The organism is Citrobacter sp. RHBSTW-01044 (assembly GCF_013781945.1).
Lineage (GTDB): Bacteria > Pseudomonadota > Gammaproteobacteria > Enterobacterales > Enterobacteriaceae > Citrobacter > Citrobacter braakii.
Genome location: NZ_CP056180.1, coordinates 4,792,467 through 4,813,292, shown reverse-complemented (window position 1 = coordinate 4,813,292; position 20,826 = coordinate 4,792,467). Strand labels below are relative to the sequence as shown.

Annotated in this window: 15 protein-coding genes, 2 tRNA genes, 3 rRNA genes and 1 pseudogene; 16 read left to right on the top strand and 5 right to left on the bottom strand. The window is 51.3% G+C overall.

Features of this window, described 5'->3' with window-relative positions; all coding sequences use genetic code 11:
* The first annotated feature begins 46 nt into the window (after positions 1 to 46).
* The 9 genes from pepQ to rrf all read left to right on the top strand — a co-directional run bounded on the left by pepQ (position 47) and on the right by rrf (position 9,591).
* A complete protein-coding gene (gene pepQ, locus HV352_RS22940; protein WP_016155150.1) occupies positions 47 to 1,378 on the top strand; it encodes a Xaa-Pro dipeptidase in 1,332 nt (443 codons plus the stop codon).
* Positions 1,378 to 1,992, top strand: coding sequence for an IMPACT family protein (locus tag HV352_RS22935; RefSeq protein ID WP_181635104.1), 615 nt, complete (start codon positions 1,378 to 1,380; stop codon positions 1,990 to 1,992). Before pepQ ends, HV352_RS22935 begins: the two co-directional genes overlap by 1 nt.
* A 38-nt stretch (positions 1,993 to 2,030) precedes the next feature.
* The gene (trkH, locus tag HV352_RS22930) at positions 2,031 to 3,482 is read left to right on the top strand and encodes a Trk system potassium transporter TrkH (protein ID WP_003017848.1); all 1,452 of its coding nucleotides are present in this window, start codon (positions 2,031 to 2,033) and stop codon (positions 3,480 to 3,482) included.
* An 11-nt stretch (positions 3,483 to 3,493) separates the two neighbouring features.
* Positions 3,494 to 4,039 carry a menaquinone-dependent protoporphyrinogen IX dehydrogenase gene (gene hemG / locus HV352_RS22925; RefSeq protein WP_016155152.1) on the top strand — a complete coding sequence of 182 codons (546 nt, stop codon included), beginning with the start codon at positions 3,494 to 3,496 and terminating at the stop codon, positions 4,037 to 4,039.
* A 351-nt stretch (positions 4,040 to 4,390) separates the two neighbouring features.
* A 16S ribosomal RNA gene (locus HV352_RS22920) occupies positions 4,391 to 5,932 on the top strand.
* Positions 5,933 to 6,003: 71 nt separating this feature from the next.
* Positions 6,004 to 6,080, top strand: a tRNA-Ile gene (locus HV352_RS22915).
* 108 nt (positions 6,081 to 6,188) lie between these two features.
* Positions 6,189 to 6,264 (top strand) — tRNA-Ala (locus tag HV352_RS22910).
* A 208-nt stretch (positions 6,265 to 6,472) separates the two neighbouring features.
* Positions 6,473 to 9,379 (top strand): 23S ribosomal RNA (locus HV352_RS22905).
* A gap of 96 nt (positions 9,380 to 9,475) precedes the next feature.
* Positions 9,476 to 9,591 (top strand): 5S ribosomal RNA (gene rrf / locus HV352_RS22900).
* Together the 16S, 23S and 5S rRNA genes with 2 tRNA genes alongside form the textbook arrangement of a ribosomal RNA operon.
* A gap of 121 nt (positions 9,592 to 9,712) precedes the next feature.
* Here rrf and mobB read toward each other — a convergent pair.
* Both mobB and mobA read right to left on the bottom strand, forming a co-directional pair.
* Entirely contained in the window at positions 9,713 to 10,231 is a 519-nt protein-coding gene (mobB, locus tag HV352_RS22895; protein ID WP_029139699.1) for a molybdopterin-guanine dinucleotide biosynthesis protein MobB, read from the bottom strand.
* Entirely contained in the window at positions 10,213 to 10,797 is a 585-nt protein-coding gene (gene mobA, locus HV352_RS22890; RefSeq protein ID WP_016157861.1) for a molybdenum cofactor guanylyltransferase MobA, read from the bottom strand. The genes mobB and mobA overlap by 19 nt, the downstream gene beginning before the upstream one ends.
* Positions 10,798 to 10,866: 69 nt before the next feature.
* Between mobA and HV352_RS22885 the strand changes: the two genes are divergently transcribed.
* From HV352_RS22885 to dsbA, 3 genes are all read left to right on the top strand, one after another.
* The gene (locus HV352_RS22885) at positions 10,867 to 11,136 is read left to right on the top strand and encodes a YihD family protein (protein ID WP_003028616.1); all 270 of its coding nucleotides are present in this window, start codon (positions 10,867 to 10,869) and stop codon (positions 11,134 to 11,136) included.
* A gap of 76 nt (positions 11,137 to 11,212) precedes the next feature.
* Entirely contained in the window at positions 11,213 to 12,199 is a 987-nt protein-coding gene (locus tag HV352_RS22880; protein ID WP_101700788.1) for a serine/threonine protein kinase, read from the top strand.
* Positions 12,200 to 12,215: 16 nt separating this feature from the next.
* On the top strand, positions 12,216 to 12,839 hold the full coding sequence (gene dsbA / locus HV352_RS22875; protein ID WP_016155156.1) for a thiol:disulfide interchange protein DsbA: 624 nt from the start codon (positions 12,216 to 12,218) through the stop codon (positions 12,837 to 12,839).
* A gap of 13 nt (positions 12,840 to 12,852) precedes the next feature.
* Here dsbA and HV352_RS22870 read toward each other — a convergent pair whose 3' ends face one another.
* The gene (locus HV352_RS22870; RefSeq protein WP_181633055.1) at positions 12,853 to 13,794 is read right to left on the bottom strand and encodes an acyltransferase; all 942 of its coding nucleotides are present in this window, start codon (positions 13,792 to 13,794) and stop codon (positions 12,853 to 12,855) included.
* A 363-nt stretch (positions 13,795 to 14,157) separates the two neighbouring features.
* On the opposite strand from HV352_RS22870, the gene polA reads away from it, so the two are divergent.
* Complete coding sequence (polA, locus tag HV352_RS22865) at positions 14,158 to 16,944, top strand: DNA polymerase I (protein WP_181635103.1); 2,787 nt, start codon at positions 14,158 to 14,160, stop codon at positions 16,942 to 16,944.
* A gap of 333 nt (positions 16,945 to 17,277) precedes the next feature.
* Here polA and yihA read toward each other — a convergent pair whose 3' ends face one another.
* Entirely contained in the window at positions 17,278 to 17,910 is a 633-nt protein-coding gene (gene yihA / locus HV352_RS22860) for a ribosome biogenesis GTP-binding protein YihA/YsxC (protein ID WP_115191168.1), read from the bottom strand.
* Positions 17,911 to 18,119: 209 nt separating this feature from the next.
* Between yihA and HV352_RS22855 the strand changes: the two are divergent.
* The 3 genes and pseudogenes from HV352_RS22855 (at position 18,120) to hemN (ending at position 20,545) form a co-directional block, all read left to right on the top strand.
* Positions 18,120 to 18,368, top strand: a pseudogene (locus tag HV352_RS22855) (hypothetical protein).
* 105 nt (positions 18,369 to 18,473) lie between these two features.
* Positions 18,474 to 18,983 carry a Der GTPase-activating protein YihI gene (gene yihI, locus HV352_RS22850; RefSeq protein WP_019077947.1) on the top strand — a complete coding sequence of 170 codons (510 nt, stop codon included), beginning with the start codon at positions 18,474 to 18,476 and terminating at the stop codon, positions 18,981 to 18,983.
* A 188-nt stretch (positions 18,984 to 19,171) separates the two neighbouring features.
* Positions 19,172 to 20,545: an oxygen-independent coproporphyrinogen III oxidase gene (gene hemN, locus HV352_RS22845; protein ID WP_181635102.1), complete on the top strand. Its 1,374-nt coding sequence runs from the start codon at positions 19,172 to 19,174 to the stop codon at positions 20,543 to 20,545.
* An 87-nt stretch (positions 20,546 to 20,632) separates the two neighbouring features.
* On the opposite strand, the gene HV352_RS22840 is transcribed toward hemN, so the two are convergent.
* Positions 20,633 to 20,743, bottom strand: a complete 111-nt coding sequence (locus tag HV352_RS22840; RefSeq protein ID WP_003028631.1) for a YshB family small membrane protein — start codon at positions 20,741 to 20,743, stop codon at positions 20,633 to 20,635.
* Positions 20,744 to 20,826: the final 83 nt, after the last annotated feature.

Genomic DNA, 20,826 nt, shown 5'->3' with positions numbered 1-20,826 from the left:
TGCTAAGATGCGGACACTTGAGGTCAAAAAAACAGAAGGATAGAAAATGGAATCACTGGCCGCACTCTATAAAAATCATATCGTTACCCTACAAGAACGGACGCGCGACGCGCTGGAGCGCTTCAAGCTGGATGCGTTACTTATTCACTCAGGAGAACTTGTTAACGTCTTTCTCGACGATCATCCCTACCCGTTTAAGGTCAATCCGCAATTCAAAGCCTGGGTGCCTGTAACGCAGGTTCCTAACTGCTGGTTGCTGGTGGATGGCGTGAATAAGCCGAAATTGTGGTTCTACCTGCCGGTTGATTACTGGCACAACGTTGAGCCGCTGCCGACCTCCTTCTGGACGGAAGAAATTGAGATCATCGCGCTGCCAAAAGCTGATGGTATCGGTAGCCAACTGCCTGCTGCTCGCGGCAATATCGGTTACATCGGTCCGGTTCCGGAACGCGCGCTGCAACTGGATATCGCGGCCAGCAATATCAACCCGAAAGGGGTTATTGACTACCTGCATTATTATCGTGCTTACAAAACAGATTACGAACTGGCCTGTATGCGCGAAGCACAGAAAATGGCGGTGAATGGACACCGTGCCGCGGAAGAAGCGTTCCGTTCCGGGATGAGCGAGTTTGACATCAACCTCGCTTACCTGACTGCTACCGGTCATCGCGACACCGACGTGCCGTACAGCAACATCGTGGCGCTTAACGAGCATGCTTCGGTTCTGCATTACACCAGGCTGGATCATCAGGCTCCGTCTGAAATCCGCAGTTTCCTGCTGGACGCCGGTGCGGAATACAACGGCTATGCAGCAGACCTGACGCGTACGTGGTCGGCGAAAAGCGACAACGACTATGCGCATCTGGTGAAGGATGTGAATGACGAGCAACTGGCGCTGATTGCCACTATGAAAGCGGGCACCAGCTACGTGGATTATCACATTCAGTTCCATCAGCGCATCGCGAAGCTGCTGCGTAAGCATCAAATCATCACCGATATGAGTGAAGAGGCGATGGTGGAAAACGATCTTACCGGGCCGTTTATGCCGCATGGCATTGGTCACCCGCTGGGCCTGCAGGTACACGATGTCGCTGGTTTTATGCAAGATGACAGCGGTACGCATCTGGCCGCGCCGTCGAAGTATCCTTACCTGCGTTGCACCCGCGTTCTGCAACCGGGCATGGTCCTGACCATCGAACCGGGCATCTACTTCATTGAATCGCTGCTGGCGCCGTGGCGTGAAGGGCAGTTCAGTAAACACTTCAACTGGCAGAAAATTGAAGCCCTGAAACCGTTCGGCGGTATTCGTATTGAAGATAACGTGGTGGTCCACGAGAACAATATCGAAAACATGACACGGGATTTAAAACTGGCGTAATGGACAGTTGGTTAATCCCTGCGGCGCCGGTAAGCGTCGTTGAAGAGATCAAAAAAAGCCGCTTCATTACGCTGCTCGCCCATACGGACGGCGTAGAAGCGGCGAAAGCGTTTGTTGAGTCAGTCAAAATGGAACACCCGGACGCCCGCCACCATTGTGTGGCGTGGGTGGCGGGCGCGCCCAATGACTCGCAGCAGCTGGGATTTTCAGACGATGGCGAACCGGCTGGTACGGCAGGCAAACCGATGCTCGCGCAGCTGATGGGGAGTGGCATCGGTGAGATTACCGCGGTGGTGGTGCGCTACTACGGCGGTATCCTTCTGGGTACGGGTGGGCTAGTGAAAGCCTACGGTGGCGGCGTGAATCAGGCGTTGCGTCAGTTAACGACGCAGCGCAAGACGCCATTAACCGAATATACTTTGCAGTGTGAGTACGGTCAGCTGGCAGGCATTGAAGCTTTGCTGGGGCAGTTTGACGGTAAAGTTGTTGCCAGTGATTACCAGGCTTTTGTTCGGCTCAGGGTGGCGCTTCCTTATGCCAAAATGGATGAATTTTCGGCAAAACTGGCGGATTTTAGTCGTGGTTCATTGCAATTGTTAGCGATTGAAGAATAATCCCCACCTCATTTTAAAGAACTAAGGAAGCGGCAGAGATGCATTTTCGCGCCATCACCCGAATCGTTGGACTACTGGTCATCTTATTCTCGGGGACAATGATTATCCCCGGACTGGTAGCGCTCATCTACCGCGATGGGGCAGGGCGTGCGTTTACTCAAACTTTCTTCGTTGCTCTGGCGATCGGCTCCATGCTGTGGTGGCCAAACCGTAAAGAGAAGGGCGAGCTGAAATCGCGCGAAGGGTTTCTGATTGTCGTTTTGTTCTGGACCGTGCTGGGTAGCGTGGGTGCGCTACCGTTCATCTTTGCGGAAAGCCCTAACCTCACGATAACCGACGCTTTTTTTGAATCCTTCTCCGGATTAACCACCACGGGGGCGACAACGCTGGTGGGGCTGGATTCATTGCCACACGCTATCCTCTTTTATCGACAGATGCTGCAATGGTTCGGCGGGATGGGGATCATCGTGCTGGCGGTGGCTATTCTGCCTATTCTTGGCGTCGGTGGGATGCAGCTCTACCGGGCAGAAATGCCGGGCCCGCTGAAAGATAACAAAATGCGTCCGCGTATTGCCGAAACGGCGAAAACGCTGTGGCTTATCTATGTATTACTGACGGTGGCGTGTGCGCTGGCGCTATGGTTTGCCGGGATGCCCGCGTTTGACGCTATTGGGCACAGCTTTGCTACGATAGCCATCGGCGGCTTTTCCACACACGATGCCAGCGTGGGGTATTTCGACAGTCCCACGATTAACACCATTATTGCTATCTTCTTGCTGATCTCTGGTTGTAACTATGGTCTGCACTTCTCTTTACTCAGCGGTCGCAGCCTGAAGGTCTACTGGCGCGATCCAGAATTCCGCATGTTCATTGGGGTGCAGCTGACGCTGGTGGCTGTCTGTACGCTGGTGCTGTGGATACACAATACCTACGGTTCGGCACTCACGACCATCAACCAGGCTTTTTTTCAGGTGGTATCGATGGCGACGACCGCCGGATTTACTACGGACAGTATTGCCCGCTGGCCGCTGTTCCTGCCGGTGCTGTTGCTATGTTCTGCTTTTATTGGCGGCTGTGCCGGGTCGACGGGCGGTGGCTTGAAGGTGATTCGTATCCTGTTGCTGTTTAAGCAGGGTAACCGCGAATTGAAACGACTGGTCCACCCGAATGCGGTTTACAGTATCAAGCTGGGTAACCGTGCTTTGCCGGAGCGAATCCTTGAAGCTGTGTGGGGATTCTTCTCTGCCTATGCGCTGGTCTTTATTATCAGTATGCTGGCGATTATTGCGACCGGTGTTGATGACTTCTCCGCGTTTGCCTCTGTTGTGGCGACGCTGAATAACCTGGGGCCAGGGCTGGGGGTTGTTGCCGACAACTTTGCCAGTATGAACCCCGTGGCGAAGTGGATCCTGATTGCCAATATGCTGTTTGGTCGTCTGGAGGTCTTTACCCTGCTGGTACTCTTTACCCCTACCTTCTGGCGTGAATAATGGAGTAACACGTGAAAACACTGATTCTTTTTTCTTCCCGGGACGGACAAACGCGTGAAATCGCCGAGTATCTGGCTTCTGAACTCAAAGAGCTGGGCGTTTGGGCGGATGTCGTTAATTTGCATCGTACCGCGGAGCCTGACTGGCAAAATTATGACAGCGTGGTGATTGGCGCCTCGATTCGCTATGGTCATTACCATGCAGCTTTTCAGGAGTTTGTGAAAAAGCATGCCACACGGCTGAACGCGATGCCGAGTGCCTTCTACTCCGTAAACCTGGTTGCCCGTAAACCGGAGAAACGCACGCCGCAAACTAACAGCTATGCGCGTAAGTTCCTGATGAGTTCGCCGTGGCGGCCTGATCGCAGTGCGGTTATTGCTGGCGCTTTGCTGTATCCACGCTATCGCTGGTATGACCGCGTTATGATCCAACTGATAATGAAGATGTCAGGCGGTGAAACAGATACCAATAAAGAAGTGGTGTATACCGATTGGGAACAGGTCGCGGATTTCGCGCGGGAAATCGCCCAATTAACCCACAAAACGTTGTCAAAATAAGCACAAAGAATAAAAAATACGCACTCGGAAGATTATTTTAAATTTCCCCTTGTCAGCCTGAAATAACTCCCTATAATGCGCCTCCACTGACACGGAACAACGGATTACAAACCGCCGGGTCAGCGGAGAAAAGCGAAAATAAACGCTTGACTCTCCAGCGGGATGGCGTAATATGCACACCCCGCGCCGCTGAGAAAAAGCGAAGCGGCACTGCTCTTTAACAATTTATCAGACAATCTGTGTGGGCACTCGAAGATACGGATTCTTAACGTCGCAAGACGAAAAATGAATACCAAGTCTCTGAGTGAACACGTAATTCATTACGAAGTTTAATTCACGAGCATCAAACTTAAATTGAAGAGTTTGATCATGGCTCAGATTGAACGCTGGCGGCAGGCCTAACACATGCAAGTCGAACGGTAGCACAGAGGAGCTTGCTCCTTGGGTGACGAGTGGCGGACGGGTGAGTAATGTCTGGGAAACTGCCCGATGGAGGGGGATAACTACTGGAAACGGTAGCTAATACCGCATAACGTCGCAAGACCAAAGAGGGGGACCTTCGGGCCTCTTGCCATCGGATGTGCCCAGATGGGATTAGCTAGTAGGTGGGGTAACGGCTCACCTAGGCGACGATCCCTAGCTGGTCTGAGAGGATGACCAGCCACACTGGAACTGAGACACGGTCCAGACTCCTACGGGAGGCAGCAGTGGGGAATATTGCACAATGGGCGCAAGCCTGATGCAGCCATGCCGCGTGTATGAAGAAGGCCTTCGGGTTGTAAAGTACTTTCAGCGAGGAGGAAGGTGTTGTGGTTAATAACCGCAGCAATTGACGTTACTCGCAGAAGAAGCACCGGCTAACTCCGTGCCAGCAGCCGCGGTAATACGGAGGGTGCAAGCGTTAATCGGAATTACTGGGCGTAAAGCGCACGCAGGCGGTCTGTCAAGTCGGATGTGAAATCCCCGGGCTCAACCTGGGAACTGCATCCGAAACTGGCAGGCTAGAGTCTTGTAGAGGGGGGTAGAATTCCAGGTGTAGCGGTGAAATGCGTAGAGATCTGGAGGAATACCGGTGGCGAAGGCGGCCCCCTGGACAAAGACTGACGCTCAGGTGCGAAAGCGTGGGGAGCAAACAGGATTAGATACCCTGGTAGTCCACGCCGTAAACGATGTCGACTTGGAGGTTGTGCCCTTGAGGCGTGGCTTCCGGAGCTAACGCGTTAAGTCGACCGCCTGGGGAGTACGGCCGCAAGGTTAAAACTCAAATGAATTGACGGGGGCCCGCACAAGCGGTGGAGCATGTGGTTTAATTCGATGCAACGCGAAGAACCTTACCTACTCTTGACATCCAGAGAACTTAGCAGAGATGCTTTGGTGCCTTCGGGAACTCTGAGACAGGTGCTGCATGGCTGTCGTCAGCTCGTGTTGTGAAATGTTGGGTTAAGTCCCGCAACGAGCGCAACCCTTATCCTTTGTTGCCAGCGGTTCGGCCGGGAACTCAAAGGAGACTGCCAGTGATAAACTGGAGGAAGGTGGGGATGACGTCAAGTCATCATGGCCCTTACGAGTAGGGCTACACACGTGCTACAATGGCATATACAAAGAGAAGCGACCTCGCGAGAGCAAGCGGACCTCATAAAGTATGTCGTAGTCCGGATTGGAGTCTGCAACTCGACTCCATGAAGTCGGAATCGCTAGTAATCGTGGATCAGAATGCCACGGTGAATACGTTCCCGGGCCTTGTACACACCGCCCGTCACACCATGGGAGTGGGTTGCAAAAGAAGTAGGTAGCTTAACCTTCGGGAGGGCGCTTACCACTTTGTGATTCATGACTGGGGTGAAGTCGTAACAAGGTAACCGTAGGGGAACCTGCGGTTGGATCACCTCCTTACCTTAAAGAAACGTTCTTTGTAGTGCTCACACAGATTGTCTGATGAAAATTAGCAGTAAGAAAATCTCTGCAGGCTTGTAGCTCAGGTGGTTAGAGCGCACCCCTGATAAGGGTGAGGTCGGTGGTTCAAGTCCACTCAGGCCTACCAAATTCGCCTCCGTGCTGTGTTACGGCGATGCTCGCATACTTCAGTATGCTTCGCACCACCGCGCCTTGCCCGGAAACGAATTAGGGTACAGAGATTAGCATTTACGATGGGGTTATAGCTCAGCTGGGAGAGCGCCTGCCTTGCACGCAGGAGGTCTGCGGTTCGATCCCGCATAGCTCCACCATCCCTTACTGCAAAAAAACAAGAAAACTTCAGAGTGTACCTGAAAAGGTTCACTGCGAAGTTTTGCTCTTTAAAAATCTGGATCAAGCTGAAAATTGAAACGACACACTGTTTCATTTCTCCGTAAACAAGAAATGAAAAGCGGTGTGTTCGAGTCTCTCAAATTTTCGCAACACTGAAGTGTTTTACGAAACATCTTCGGGTTGTGAGGTTAAGCGACTAAGCGTACACGGTGGATGCCCTGGCAGTCAGAGGCGATGAAGGACGTGCTAATCTGCGATAAGCGTCGGTAAGGTGATATGAACCGTTATAACCGGCGATTTCCGAATGGGGAAACCCAGTGTGATTCGTCACACTATCATTACGTGAATACATAGCGTAATGAAGCGAACCGGGGGAACTGAAACATCTAAGTACCCCGAGGAAAAGAAATCAACCGAGATTCCCCCAGTAGCGGCGAGCGAACGGGGAGCAGCCCAGAGTCTGAATCAGCATGTGTGGTAGTGGAACGGTCTGGAAAGTCCGACGGTACAGGGTGATAGTCCCGTACACAAAAGTGCATGTGTTGTGAACTCGAAGAGTAGGGCGGGACACGTGGTATCCTGTCTGAATATGGGGGGACCATCCTCCAAGGCTAAATACTCCTGACTGACCGATAGTGAACCAGTACCGTGAGGGAAAGGCGAAAAGAACCCCGGCGAGGGGAGTGAAAAAGAACCTGAAACCGTGTACGTACAAGCAGTGGGAGCCTCTTTATGGGGTGACTGCGTACCTTTTGTATAATGGGTCAGCGACTTATATTCTGTAGCAAGGTTAACCGAATAGGGGAGCCGAAGGGAAACCGAGTCTTAACTGGGCGTTAAGTTGCAGGGTATAGACCCGAAACCCGGTGATCTAGCCATGGGCAGGTTGAAGGTTGGGTAACACTAACTGGAGGACCGAACCGACTAATGTTGAAAAATTAGCGGATGACTTGTGGCTGGGGGTGAAAGGCCAATCAAACCGGGAGATAGCTGGTTCTCCCCGAAAGCTATTTAGGTAGCGCCTCGTGAATTCATCTTCGGGGGTAGAGCACTGTTTCGGCTAGGGGGTCATCCCGACTTACCAACCCGATGCAAACTGCGAATACCGAAGAATGTTATCACGGGAGACACACGGCGGGTGCTAACGTCCGTCGTGAAGAGGGAAACAACCCAGACCGCCAGCTAAGGTCCCAAAGTCATGGTTAAGTGGGAAACGATGTGGGAAGGCACAGACAGCCAGGATGTTGGCTTAGAAGCAGCCATCATTTAAAGAAAGCGTAATAGCTCACTGGTCGAGTCGGCCTGCGCGGAAGATGTAACGGGGCTAAACCATGCACCGAAGCTGCGGCAGCGACACTATGTGTTGTTGGGTAGGGGAGCGTTCTGTAAGCCGTTGAAGGTGTGCTGTGAGGCATGCTGGAGGTATCAGAAGTGCGAATGCTGACATAAGTAACGATAATGCGGGTGAAAAACCCGCACGCCGGAAGACCAAGGGTTCCTGTCCAACGTTAATCGGGGCAGGGTGAGTCGACCCCTAAGGCGAGGCCGAAAGGCGTAGTCGATGGGAAACAGGTTAATATTCCTGTACTTGGTGTTACTGCGAAGGGGGGACGGAGAAGGCTATGTTAGCCGGGCGACGGTTGTCCCGGTTTAAGCATGTAGGCGGAGATTCCAGGTAAATCCGGAGTCTTGTTAACGCTGAGGTGTGATGACGAGGCACTACGGTGCTGAAGTAACAAATGCCCTGCTTCCAGGAAAAGCCTCTAAGCATCAGGTAACACGAAATCGTACCCCAAACCGACACAGGTGGTCAGGTAGAGAATACCAAGGCGCTTGAGAGAACTCGGGTGAAGGAACTAGGCAAAATGGTGCCGTAACTTCGGGAGAAGGCACGCTGATATGTAGGTGAAGTGATTTACTCATGGAGCTGAAATCAGTCGAAGATACCAGCTGGCTGCAACTGTTTATTAAAAACACAGCACTGTGCAAACACGAAAGTGGACGTATACGGTGTGACGCCTGCCCGGTGCCGGAAGGTTAATTGATGGGGTTATCCGTAAGGAGAAGCTCTTGATCGAAGCCCCGGTAAACGGCGGCCGTAACTATAACGGTCCTAAGGTAGCGAAATTCCTTGTCGGGTAAGTTCCGACCTGCACGAATGGCGTAATGATGGCCAGGCTGTCTCCACCCGAGACTCAGTGAAATTGAACTCGCTGTGAAGATGCAGTGTACCCGCGGCAAGACGGAAAGACCCCGTGAACCTTTACTATAGCTTGACACTGAACACTGGTCCTTGATGTGTAGGATAGGTGGGAGGCTTTGAAGTGTGGACGCCAGTCTGCATGGAGCCAACCTTGAAATACCACCCTTTAATGGCTGGTGTTCTAACGTAGACCCGTGATCCGGGTTGCGGACAGTGTCTGGTGGGTAGTTTGACTGGGGCGGTCTCCTCCTAAAGAGTAACGGAGGAGCACGAAGGTTAGCTAATCCTGGTCGGACATCAGGAGGTTAGTGCAAAGGCATAAGCTAGCTTGACTGCGAGAGTGACGGCTCGAGCAGGTGCGAAAGCAGGTCTTAGTGATCCGGTGGTTCTGAATGGAAGGGCCATCGCTCAACGGATAAAAGGTACTCCGGGGATAACAGGCTGATACCGCCCAAGAGTTCATATCGACGGCGGTGTTTGGCACCTCGATGTCGGCTCATCACATCCTGGGGCTGAAGTAGGTCCCAAGGGTATGGCTGTTCGCCATTTAAAGTGGTACGCGAGCTGGGTTTAGAACGTCGTGAGACAGTTCGGTCCCTATCTGCCGTGGGCGCTGGAGAATTGAGGGGGGCTGCTCCTAGTACGAGAGGACCGGAGTGGACGCATCACTGGTGTTCGGGTTGTCATGCCAATGGCATTGCCCGGTAGCTAAATGCGGAAGAGATAAGTGCTGAAAGCATCTAAGCACGAAACTTGCCCCGAGATGAGTTCTCCCTGACCCTTTAAGGGTCCTGAAGGAACGTTGAAGACGACGACGTTGATAGGTCGGGTGTGTAAGCGTAGCGATACGTTGAGCTAACCGATACTAATGAACCGTGAGGCTTAACCTTACAACGCCGAAGGTGTTTTGGCGAAAGAGACATCGAAATTCAGCTTGATGACAGATTACATCGACATGCGAAAAGCGTGTTGATAAACAGAATTTGCCTGGCGGCTGTAGCGCGGTGGTCCCACCTGACCCCATGCCGAACTCAGAAGTGAAACGCCGTAGCGCCGATGGTAGTGTGGGGTCTCCCCATGCGAGAGTAGGGAACTGCCAGGCATCAAACAAGTGAAGAAGCCCATCCTGCCGGATGGGCTTTTTTGCGTCTGTGCGGGATGAAAATCGCCGGAAGTGACCTCCCGCCTTATCCGGCCTACAAAGGCGTATCACGACACAGCAGCTATCTTCTTATCCATTGCGTAACAAAATCGGCAACTTGCTGTATATCGTTGATATCTAACAATGGAACATCCACCGCAAGCGGAATATCACTGGCAACCGCGATAACATAGTTGTCTAACGCCAGGTCCTCTGGACTGTGCCCGCAACCGTCGCGAAAAAGAACGATCTTAGCAACAGGTTCATGCTTAAAGCCCTCAACCAACACCATATCCAGTGTAGAAGCATCCATCCTGCTTACCAGGTACGCTAAATCCAGTTCGGGCTCTTCAGGGGTCTCTACCATTAATGCCCAGCGCTGCTGGCTGGCGACCAGGGTTTGTGCTGCACCGGCTTTGCGTAGCTCATAGCTATCTTTGCCGGGCTTATCAACATCCATATTGTGATGAGTATGCTTAATCAATCCGGGACGAATGCCTCTGGCACGTAGCTCCGGGATCAATTTTTTAAGCAGCGTAGTTTTTCCCGTTCCACTCCATGCTGCTATAGCGAGTAATGGGATCATGATTTGTCCTGCCATTTTGCAAGTTCTTCAGGGGTGTTCACGTTCACGAACGCATCTTTATGATCGCTGAAATCGACAGCATGACCGCCAGCCTGGCGCATAAAGACCATGACGCGTCTTTCACCGGACTGAAGATAATCTTGTAGCAAGGGTTGCATGGTGCGGTGCATTAGCGCAATGGTCGGATGATCTCTTTCGCCATCATGCACCCAGACAACCGGTGCAGCTTTGCGCTGCTCCTTCAAACGTTTGACCAGATCGTGAGGAATATAGGGCATATCGCACGGGCAGAACAGAAACCACTCCCCCGCTTGCTGCAGGAATACCGATAGCATCCCGGCCAGTGGGCCAGGGAAATCGGCCAATGAATCAGGGATAACTTTCAGGCCGCTTTGTTGGTAAATATCCCGGTGGCGATTGGCATTAACCACCACGGTTTCGACCTGTAAAGCGAGGGTATCGGCTACGTGCCGCCAAAGAGGTTTACCGTCCAGCTCAAGCAGACCTTTATCGGTTCCGCCCATCCGTCTGGCCTTACCGCCTGCCAGCACAACCCCTGTTATTGCACTATCCAGAATCACTGATATCGCCTCTTTTAATGTGGGATTGACCCTGCTAACGTATCTGTATTGAGCCTAAGGAGCACAACCATGAAATGTAAACGTCTGAATGAAGTTATTGAACTCCTCCAGCCGGCCTGGCAGAAGGAACCCGATCTTAACCTGATGCAATTTTTACAGAAACTGGCGCAAGAGTCAGGTTTTGACGGCGAACTGGCGGATTTAACTGATGACATTCTGATCTATCACCTGAAAATGCGTGACTCGGCGAAAGATGCCGTCATCCCAGGTATTCAGAAAGATTATGAAGAAGATTTTAAAACCGCACTACTCCGCGCACGTGGCGTAATTAAAGAGTAAAAGCTTGTAATCGCCACCACCGAAAGCGCTGCGAAATGATATCCTGAATCATTCGTAGTATTTTCCGGATGATGGGATGAACGACAACGCTTTTAATTTCCAGACGCTACACCCGGATACCATCATGGATGCACTGTTTGTGCAGGGGATCCGGGTGGACTCCGGGCTTACCCCGCTTAACAGCTATGAAAACCGTGTCTATCAATTCCAGGACGAAGACCGTCGACGCTTTGTCGTTAAGTTTTATCGCCCTGAACGTTGGTCCGTCGATCAGATCCAGGAAGAGCACCAGTTTGCTCTGGAACTGGTAAGCGATGAAGTCCCGGTAGCTGCACCGCTGGTACTAAGCGGCCAAACGCTGTTAAGCCATCAGGGTTTCCATTATGCGATCTTCCCCAGCGTCGGCGGGCGGCAGTTTGAGGCCGACAATATCGATCAGATGGAGGCGGTGGGGCGCTATCTGGGGCGTATGCATCAGACCGGATGCAAGCGTACTTTTGCCTTTCGCCCGACGATTGGCCTTGAAGAATACCTGACTGAGCCACGTAAACTTTTTGAACACGCACAGTTGATCCCATCAGGGCAAAAAGCGGCTTTCCTGAAGGCAACGGATGCGCTTATCGCGGTCGTTACCGAACGCTGGCATGCACGTTTTACCACGTTACGTCTGCACGGTGATTGTCATGCCGGTAATATTCTGTGGCGCGATGGTCCGATGTTTGTCGATTTAGATGATGCCCGCAATGGCCCGGCTGTTCAGGATTTATGGATGCTCCTCAATGGCGATAAAGCTGAACAACGCATGCAGCTTGAAACCATTATCGAGGCTTATGAAGAGTTTAGTGAGTTCGACACCTCTGAAATCGGACTGATAGAACCTTTACGCGCTATGCGTTTAGTTTATTATCTTGCCTGGCTAATTCGACGTTGGGCTGACCCTGCTTTTCCAAAAAACTTCCCGTGGTTAACCGGGGAAGATTACTGGCATCGTCAGACCGCGACTTTTATTGAGCAGGCAAAAATTCTGCAAGAGCCCCCCTTACAATTAACGCCAATGTATTAATCGGAGAAATTTGAACATGAAAAAATTATGGCTGGCGCTGGCTGGTATGGTTTTAGCTTTTAGCGCATCTGCAGCGCAGTTCCAGGATGGCAAACAATACATCACTCTGGAAAAGCCTGTTGCGGGTGAACCGCAAGTGTTGGAGTTCTTCTCCTTCTACTGCCCGCACTGCTATCAGTTTGAAGAAGTTCTTCACGTATCTGATAACGTGAAGAAAAAACTGCCGGAAGGCACCAAGATGACTAAGTACCACGTCGAGTTTCTGGGGCCGTTGGGCAAAGATCTGACGCAAGCTTGGGCCGTTGCTATGGCGCTGGGCGTTGAAGATCAAGTAACCGTTCCGTTGTTTGAAGGTGTTCAGAAAACCCAGACCGTTCAGTCTGTAGCTGATATCCGTAAAGTGTTTGTCGACGCGGGTATTAAGGGTGAAGACTATGATGCGGCATGGAACAGCTTCGTGGTGAAATCACTCGTGGCGCAGCAGGAAAAAGCGGCGGCTGATTTACAGCTGCAGGGCGTTCCGGCAATGTTCGTGAATGGCAAATATCAGGTAAATCCGCAGGGCATGGATACCAGCAGCATGGATATCTTTGTACAACAGTATGCGGATACTGTGAAGTATCTGGTTGGTCAGAAGTAAAAGCAAAAGCCGGTCACTTGTGCTGACCGGCTTTTTCATTTGAAGCTTTAATCGCGTCGAGCTGCGCGTCTTTCTCACTCCATAGCGTATTAAGCCATAGCTGAAACCGACGCTTGAATCCCTTATCGTTCACGTAATCACCGTGCAACCCTTCATGAATTGGCTCCAGATTTACCCGCACGACAATACGCGTTAGCTTACCGCTCAGCATATCGTAGAACGGTCGGCTGCTGTTTTCCGGATAGCACAACGTGACGTTCAACATTTTATCGAACTGCGACCCCAGTACGTTCAATGCCATCGCAATACCGGCCGCCTTTGGAGGGAGCAAGTTTTGATAAGGAGAGCGGGTTTGCTCACATTTCTCTTTGGTAAAGCGTGAACCTTCGACAAAATTCACAATAGTTGTCGGGTGTACGCGAAACTTCTCGCAGGAACGACGCGTTGTTTCGACATCTTTACCGCGCCGTTCTGGATGACGGAGCAGGTAGCCACGCGAATAGCGTTTCATAAACGGCATATCCAGCGCCCAGCAGGCCAGGCCAATAAAGGGCACCCAGGCCAGTTGTTGCTTGAGGAAATATTTATTCATGGGGATGTGCTTACGGAACAGAACGCAAAGCACAACGATGTCAGCCCAGCTGTAATGGTTACAAATGAGCAGATACCAGTTTTTCTTGCTAAGACCTTCCAGCCCCTCGACATCCCACTTCAGTCGCGGATTGAGGTGTAGCAGTAGCGCCAGACCTTCACACCAGCAGTACATCATGAAATTACAGAAGACAGAAACCTTGCGCCAGACAACGGGAACGGGCAAAAGGAGTTTTACAACCCCGGCAAGGATGATCGGCACAGAACAAAAAATCGTGACCAATATGGTCAATACGATACTCAGCAACAGCGTTATCGCAGCGAGTATTCTCGTCATAATTAAATTATTCAAAAGGTTAGCCATAGATAGTGCGTTAAAGAGGCGCAAGGGGCTGATTTTATCAGAAAACGAACCAAATGATGGATCTTCCCTGAATAGAAAAAAAGGGAATATCTATCCACATCAGGATATAAGCTGTATAAATGGAATAAAATGCTACGCATTTATTTAAGCTTCTGAAATATATGTACAAAATAAATGATGTGTTAATTTTATTGCTATATTTAAAGAGCTGAAAATTATTTATTCACAAAGTTATCCACAGTCTTCTTTGCGAGCAAAGCAGAAGATCTACAAAAGTTTTTCGACAAATGCGGCGAAAAACTCATGTTTTCATCCTGTCTGTGGCATCCTTTACCCATAATCTGATAAACAGGCACGGACATTATGGTTCAGATCCCAGAAAACCCACTTATCCTTGTAGATGGCTCCTCTTACCTGTATCGCGCATACCATGCGTTCCCGCCGCTGACCAACAGTGCAGGAGAACCTACTGGCGCGATGTATGGTGTCCTCAACATGCTGCGTAGCTTGATTCTGCAATATCAGCCGACCCATGCTGCGGTGGTATTCGACGCTAAGGGTAAAACCTTCCGTGATGAGTTATTCGAACACTACAAGTCACACCGCCCACCCATGCCGGACGATCTGCGTGCGCAGATTGAGCCTCTGCATGCGATGGTAAAAGCGATGGGGTTGCCACTGCTGGCCGTTTCGGGCGTGGAAGCAGACGATGTCATTGGTACGCTGGCGCGGGAAGCAGAGAAGGTGGGGCGTCCGGTGCTGATTAGCACTGGTGATAAAGATATGGCTCAGTTGGTGACGCCGAATATCACCCTGATCAACACCATGACCAATACGATCCTCGGCCCGGATGAAGTGGTGAATAAATATGGTGTTCCACCAGAACTGATCATCGATTTCCTGGCGCTGATGGGGGATTCCTCAGATAACATCCCAGGCGTTCCTGGCGTAGGTGAAAAAACCGCGCAGGCTCTGCTGCAGGGGCTGGGGGGGCTGGATACCCTCTATGCTGAATCAGACAAAATCGCGGGGCTGACTTTCCGTGGTGCGAAAACTATGGCGGGCAAACTTGAGCAGAATAAAGAGGTAGCGTACCTCTCTTATCAATTAGCTACCATCAAAACGGATGTTGAACTGGAGTTGACCTGCGAGCAGTTGGAAGTACGTCAGCCGGCAGCGGATGAACTACTTGGCCTGTTTAAACAGTATGAATTCAAGCGTTGGGTTACTGACGTTGAAGCGGGTAAATGGCTACAGGCGAAAGGAACGAAGGCGGCGGCAAAACCACAGGAAACTATCGCTGTCGATGAAACGCCTGAGGGGCCGGCCACGGTTCTCTCGTATGATAACTATGTGACAATTCTGGATGAAGCGACGCTGGAAGAGTGGATTGCGAAGCTGAAAAAAGCGCCTGTCTTTGCCTTCGATACTGAAACTGACAGCCTGGACAACATCTCTGCGAATCTGGTTGGCCTGTCTTTTGCCATTGAACCGGGTGTGGCTGCATATGTTCCTGTTGCCCACGATTACCTGGACGCCCCCGATCAGATCGCTCGCGACCGCGCGCTGGCATTGCTGAAGCCGCTGCTGGAAGATGAGAACGCGCATAAAGTCGGGCAAAACCTGAAGTACGATCGCGGTATCCTGGCGAACTATGGCATTGAACTGCGTGGCATCACCTATGACACCATGCTCGAATCCTACATTCTTAACAGCGTCGCTGGCCGACACGATATGGACAGCCTGTCGGACCGCTGGCTGAAACATAAAACCATCACCTTTGAAGAGATCGCCGGAAAGGGCAAAAACCAGCTGACCTTTAACCAGATAGCGCTGGAAGAAGCCGGACGTTACGCTGCGGAAGACGCCGACGTTACGCTACAGCTCCATCTCAAAATGTGGCCAGAATTGCAGCAGCATAAAGGACCGCTGAACGTCTTTGAAAATATCGATATGCCGCTGGTTCCTGTTTTGTCTCGCGTTGAGCGCAACGGTGTGAAAATCGATCCGGCTGTTCTGCACAAACATTCAGAAGAGCTGACGCTGCGTTTGAACGAGCTGGAGCAAAAAGCGCACGAGATCGCCGGAGAAGCGTTTAACCTCTCTTCCACCAAGCAACTGCAAACTATCCTGTTTGAAAAGCAGGGTATTAAGCCGCTGAAGAAAACCCCTGGCGGCGCGCCATCAACGTCGGAAGAGGTACTGGAAGAGCTCGCGCTCGATTACCCATTGCCGAAAGTGATCCTGGAATATCGCGGCTTAGCAAAACTGAAGTCGACCTATACGGATAAGCTTCCGTTGATGATTAACAAGAAAACCGGGCGCGTTCACACCTCCTATCACCAGGCGGTGACCGCTACCGGGCGCTTGTCATCCACGGATCCAAACCTGCAGAACATCCCGGTACGTAATGACGAAGGTCGTCGTATTCGTCAGGCGTTTATTGCGCCAGAAGACTACGTGATTGTCTCTGCAGACTACTCACAGATTGAACTGCGTATCATGGCGCATCTCTCGCGTGATAAAGGTCTGCTTACCGCATTTGCCGAAGGGAAAGATATTCACCGCGCAACGGCGGCGGAAGTCTTTGGCTTACCGCTGGATTCCGTGACTGGTGAACAACGCCGCAGCGCGAAAGCCATCAACTTCGGTCTGATCTACGGGATGAGTGCCTTTGGTTTGGCGCGCCAGTTGAATATTCCGCGTAAAGAAGCACAGAAGTACATGGACCTCTACTTCGAACGCTACCCTGGCGTGCTGGAATATATGGAACGCACCCGTGCACAGGCAAAAGAGCAAGGTTATGTCGAAACGCTGGAAGGGCGTCGTCTCTATTTACCGGATATTAAATCCAGTAATGGCGCTCGTCGCGCTGGTGCAGAGCGCGCGGCAATTAACGCCCCGATGCAGGGTACTGCCGCAGACATTATCAAACGAGCCATGATTGCGGTGGACGGATGGCTGCAAACCGAGCAACCACGTGTGCGCATGATCATGCAGGTACACGATGAACTGGTGTTTGAAGTGCATAAAGATGACCTCGAAAGCGTCTCTAAAAAGATCCATCAACTGATGGAAAACGAGACCCAGATTGATGTGCCGTTGCTGGTGGAAGTCGGTAGTGGCGAAAACTGGGATCAGGCGCACTAAGGGTTTACTGAATAACGCCCCTTTTTCGTAACTAAGCAACATAAGATAGAACTTTTTGTGATGTCCATTAGAATTCCCTATGTAAGGAATGAAAAAAAATTACAAAAAGTGCTTTCTGAGCTGCTTAAAAAAGAGTAAAGTTATTCACGTAGGGTACAGAGGTAAGATGTTCTATCTTTCAGACCTTTTACTTCACGTAATCGGATTTGGCTGAATATTTTAGCCGCCCCAGTCAGTAATGACTGGGGCGTTTTTTATTGTGCGAAAGAAAAGTTTCGCACAGGCTGTAGGCCGGATAAGACGCGCAGCGGCGCTATCCGGCATATCGGTGGGTTATTCCCCGTCCTGCATCTCTTCAATCGGCGCCAGTTCACTAAACCAGCTATCCAGCTTCTGCCGAAGTTTGTCCACGCCCAGTTTTTTCAGTGATGAAAATGCTTCTACCTGTACATCACCGTTAAATGCCATTACGGCTTCACGTACCATATTCAACTGGGCTTTGCGCGCACCGCTGGCCAGCTTGTCTGCTTTAGTCAGCAGTACCAGAACCTGAACGTTGCTCTCAACCGCCCACAGGATCATCTGCTGGTCGAGGTCTTTTAGCGGGTGACGAATATCCATCAATACCACCAGACCTTGCAGACTCTGACGTTTTTCCAGATATTCAGCCAGCGCGCGCTGCCATTTGCGCTTCATCTCTTCCGGAACTTCGGCATAACCGTATCCTGGCAAATCGACCAGGCGTTTGCCGTCAACGACTTCAAACAAGTTGATGAGCTGAGTACGACCCGGCGTTTTAGATGTACGCGCCAGACTCTTTTGATTCGTCAGGGTATTTAGCGCACTGGATTTGCCTGCGTTGGAACGGCCAGCAAAAGCCACTTCGATACCGGTATCGGAAGGTAAGTGGCGAATATCAGGCGCACTCATCACAAAGTGCGTCTGTTGATAATTCAAGTTAGTCAAAGCAGTCCTCTCCATCAATCAGGGCTTTGCAGCGATTATACCTGAACCCCAGCAAAAGGCTGGTTTTTCGACGCGTAGGCTATGTAAGTAAAAACCTCGCACTTTGTGAGACATTGCCGATAGTTTCTATACGAGATGACAGAGTAAAAAATGACGTAACTAAAATAAATCATATAGTTAAGATAAGGCACTATTCTTAAAGTCCGAAATTGTTACCCAGGTTACTTGTACGTTTAAACCAAAGCGGTAAAGTAGCGCCCATAGCGAGGAAGCTGACAGGATAGTCGACTCAGGATGAGGGTCAGGAGCGCCAGGAGGCGAAGACACAGGATTGTCAGGGAGACAAACGTCTGGAGACGTTAGTAAAAGGAAATGGAAACAACACGGAATGTTTCAGGCTAAGGGAAAAACAGGGTGTGTTGATAGCCAACAAGGATTGTAGAGCCCGTAAGGGTTGAGAGTCAGGAAAAAAGGCGACAGATTACTCTGTCGCCTTTTTTCTTTATTTCTGCTAGATTCCGGCGCAATTATATACTGAATAAAACAGCCAAAGACGAATCATGATGAAACCAACTTCTACACCACGCGGTAAAGGTCCTGCAAAAGCGCGTCGTAAAACACGCGAAGAAATTAATCAGGAAGCTCGCGACCGTAAGCGCCAGAAAAAACACCGTGGTCATGCGGCGGGTAGCCGTGCGTCCGGTAGCGAAGGCGCATCTGGTGGCGGAAACCAAAATAAGCAAAAAGATCCTCGTATTGGCAGCAAAAACCCCATTCCATTGGGCGTGACCGAAAAAGTCACCAAACAGCACAAACCGAAGAGTGAGAAACCTATGCTTTCACCACAGGCTGAGTTGGATTTACTGGAAACGGATGAGCGCCTGGATGCGCTGCTGGAGCGTCTTGAAGCAGGAGAAACCCTGAGCGCGGAAGATCAGACCTGGGTTGATGCCAAGCTGGACCGCATCGATGAGCTGATGCAAAAGCTGGGTCTTTCTTACGATGACGAGGAAGAAGAGGAAGAGGAAGAAAAGCAGGAAGACATGATGCGTCTGCTGAAAGGCGGCAACTAACGGTTTTACACCGTGGGTCTTCCCGTCCTGCTTATAACCCTTCCGGTTATATGTTATCTGGTGTGGTTATTCGTTAAACTACAGCGGTTGTCGCGGCGACAGAAGTGGCTGCGCAACCGGCTTATCACCCGCACTGGGGTTAAGCCGGTACGCCGTACCCGCCAGAGACGCCATCGGAAGGAGTGAGCATGTCAGAGCAGTTAATAGACTGGGACCTGGCCCTGATCCAGAAATATAACTATTCCGGGCCACGATATACCTCGTACCCGACCGCGCTGGAGTTTTCTGAAGACTACGGCACAGAAGCATTTCTAAAGGCCGTGGCGCGTTATCCTGAGCGTCCGCTCTCGCTGTACGTTCACATCCCGTTCTGCCACAAACTGTGCTACTTCTGTGGCTGCAACAAGATTGTGACTCGCCAGCAGCATAAAGCAGATCAATATCTCGATGCCCTGGAACAAGAAATTATCCATCGCGCACCGCTGTTCGCCGCACGCCATGTCAGCCAACTGCACTGGGGCGGCGGCACGCCAACGTATCTGAATAAAGCGCAAATCAGCCGTTTGATGTCACTGCTGCGTGGCAATTTCAACTTTAACGACGATGCCGAAATCTCGATCGAAGTGGATCCGCGTGAAATCGAGCTGGATGTCCTTGATCATTTACGCGCTGAAGGTTTTAACCGTTTGAGCATGGGAGTGCAGGACTTCAACAAAGAAGTTCAGCGCCTGGTGAACCGTGAGCAGGATGAGGAGTTTATCTTTGCGCTGCTGAATCATGCGCGGGAGATTGGCTTTACCTCAACGAATATCGATCTGATTTATGGCCTGCCAAAACAGACGCCAGAGAGCTTCGCCTTTACCCTGAAACGCGTGGCTGAGCTGAATCCAGACCGTCTGAGCGTCTTTAACTACGCGCACCTGCCGACGCTGTTTGCTGCCCAGCGCAAGATTAAAGATGCCGACCTGCCCAGCGCGCAGCAGAAGCTGGATATCCTGCAGGAGACCATCTCTTCACTGACCGAAACTGGCTATCGGTTCATTGGCATGGATCACTTTGCCCGCCCGGATGACGAACTGGCCATTGCTCAACGCGAGGGCGTTTTGCATCGCAATTTCCAGGGTTATACCACCCAGGGGGACACCGATCTGTTGGGGATGGGCGTATCGGCCATCAGTATGATTGGCGACAACTACGCGCAGAATCAGAAAGAGCTGAAGCACTATTACCAGCAGGTAGACGAACAGGGGAATGCGCTGTGGCGCGGAATTGCCCTGACCCGCGACGACTGCATTCGTCGGGATGTTATTAAGCTCCTGATCTGCAATTTCCGCCTCGACTATGCCGCCGTGGAACAACAATGGGATCTGAACTTCGCTGACTATTTTGCCGAAGACCTGAAACTGCTGGCGCCGCTGGCGAAAGATGGGCTGGTGGATGTGGATGAGAAGGGGATTCAGGTTACGTCGAAGGGGCGTCTGCTGATTCGTAATATTTGCATGTGCTTCGATGCATATCTGCGCCAAAAAGCGCGTTTGCAGCAGTTCTCGCGCGTTATTTAGCCGGGTTGCCCGGTGGCGCTTCGCTTACCGGGCCTACGAAATCTCAATACGTAGGTCGGGTAAGCGAAGCGCCACCCGACAAACCCGCTAGCTGAACAGCCCAACCAGCGCCGCACACAGCACGGCGGCAACCGCAGTTTGTGGCGTATGGCTTTCAACCGCACCACTCGATAGCAGATTTATCATTGATTCCAGCATGATGACTTCCCCCCGTTTGCCGGGCACGATCATACTTAACTCATCGGAACAGTAAAGCGCAAAATAGCAGCAATTTGCGCTCA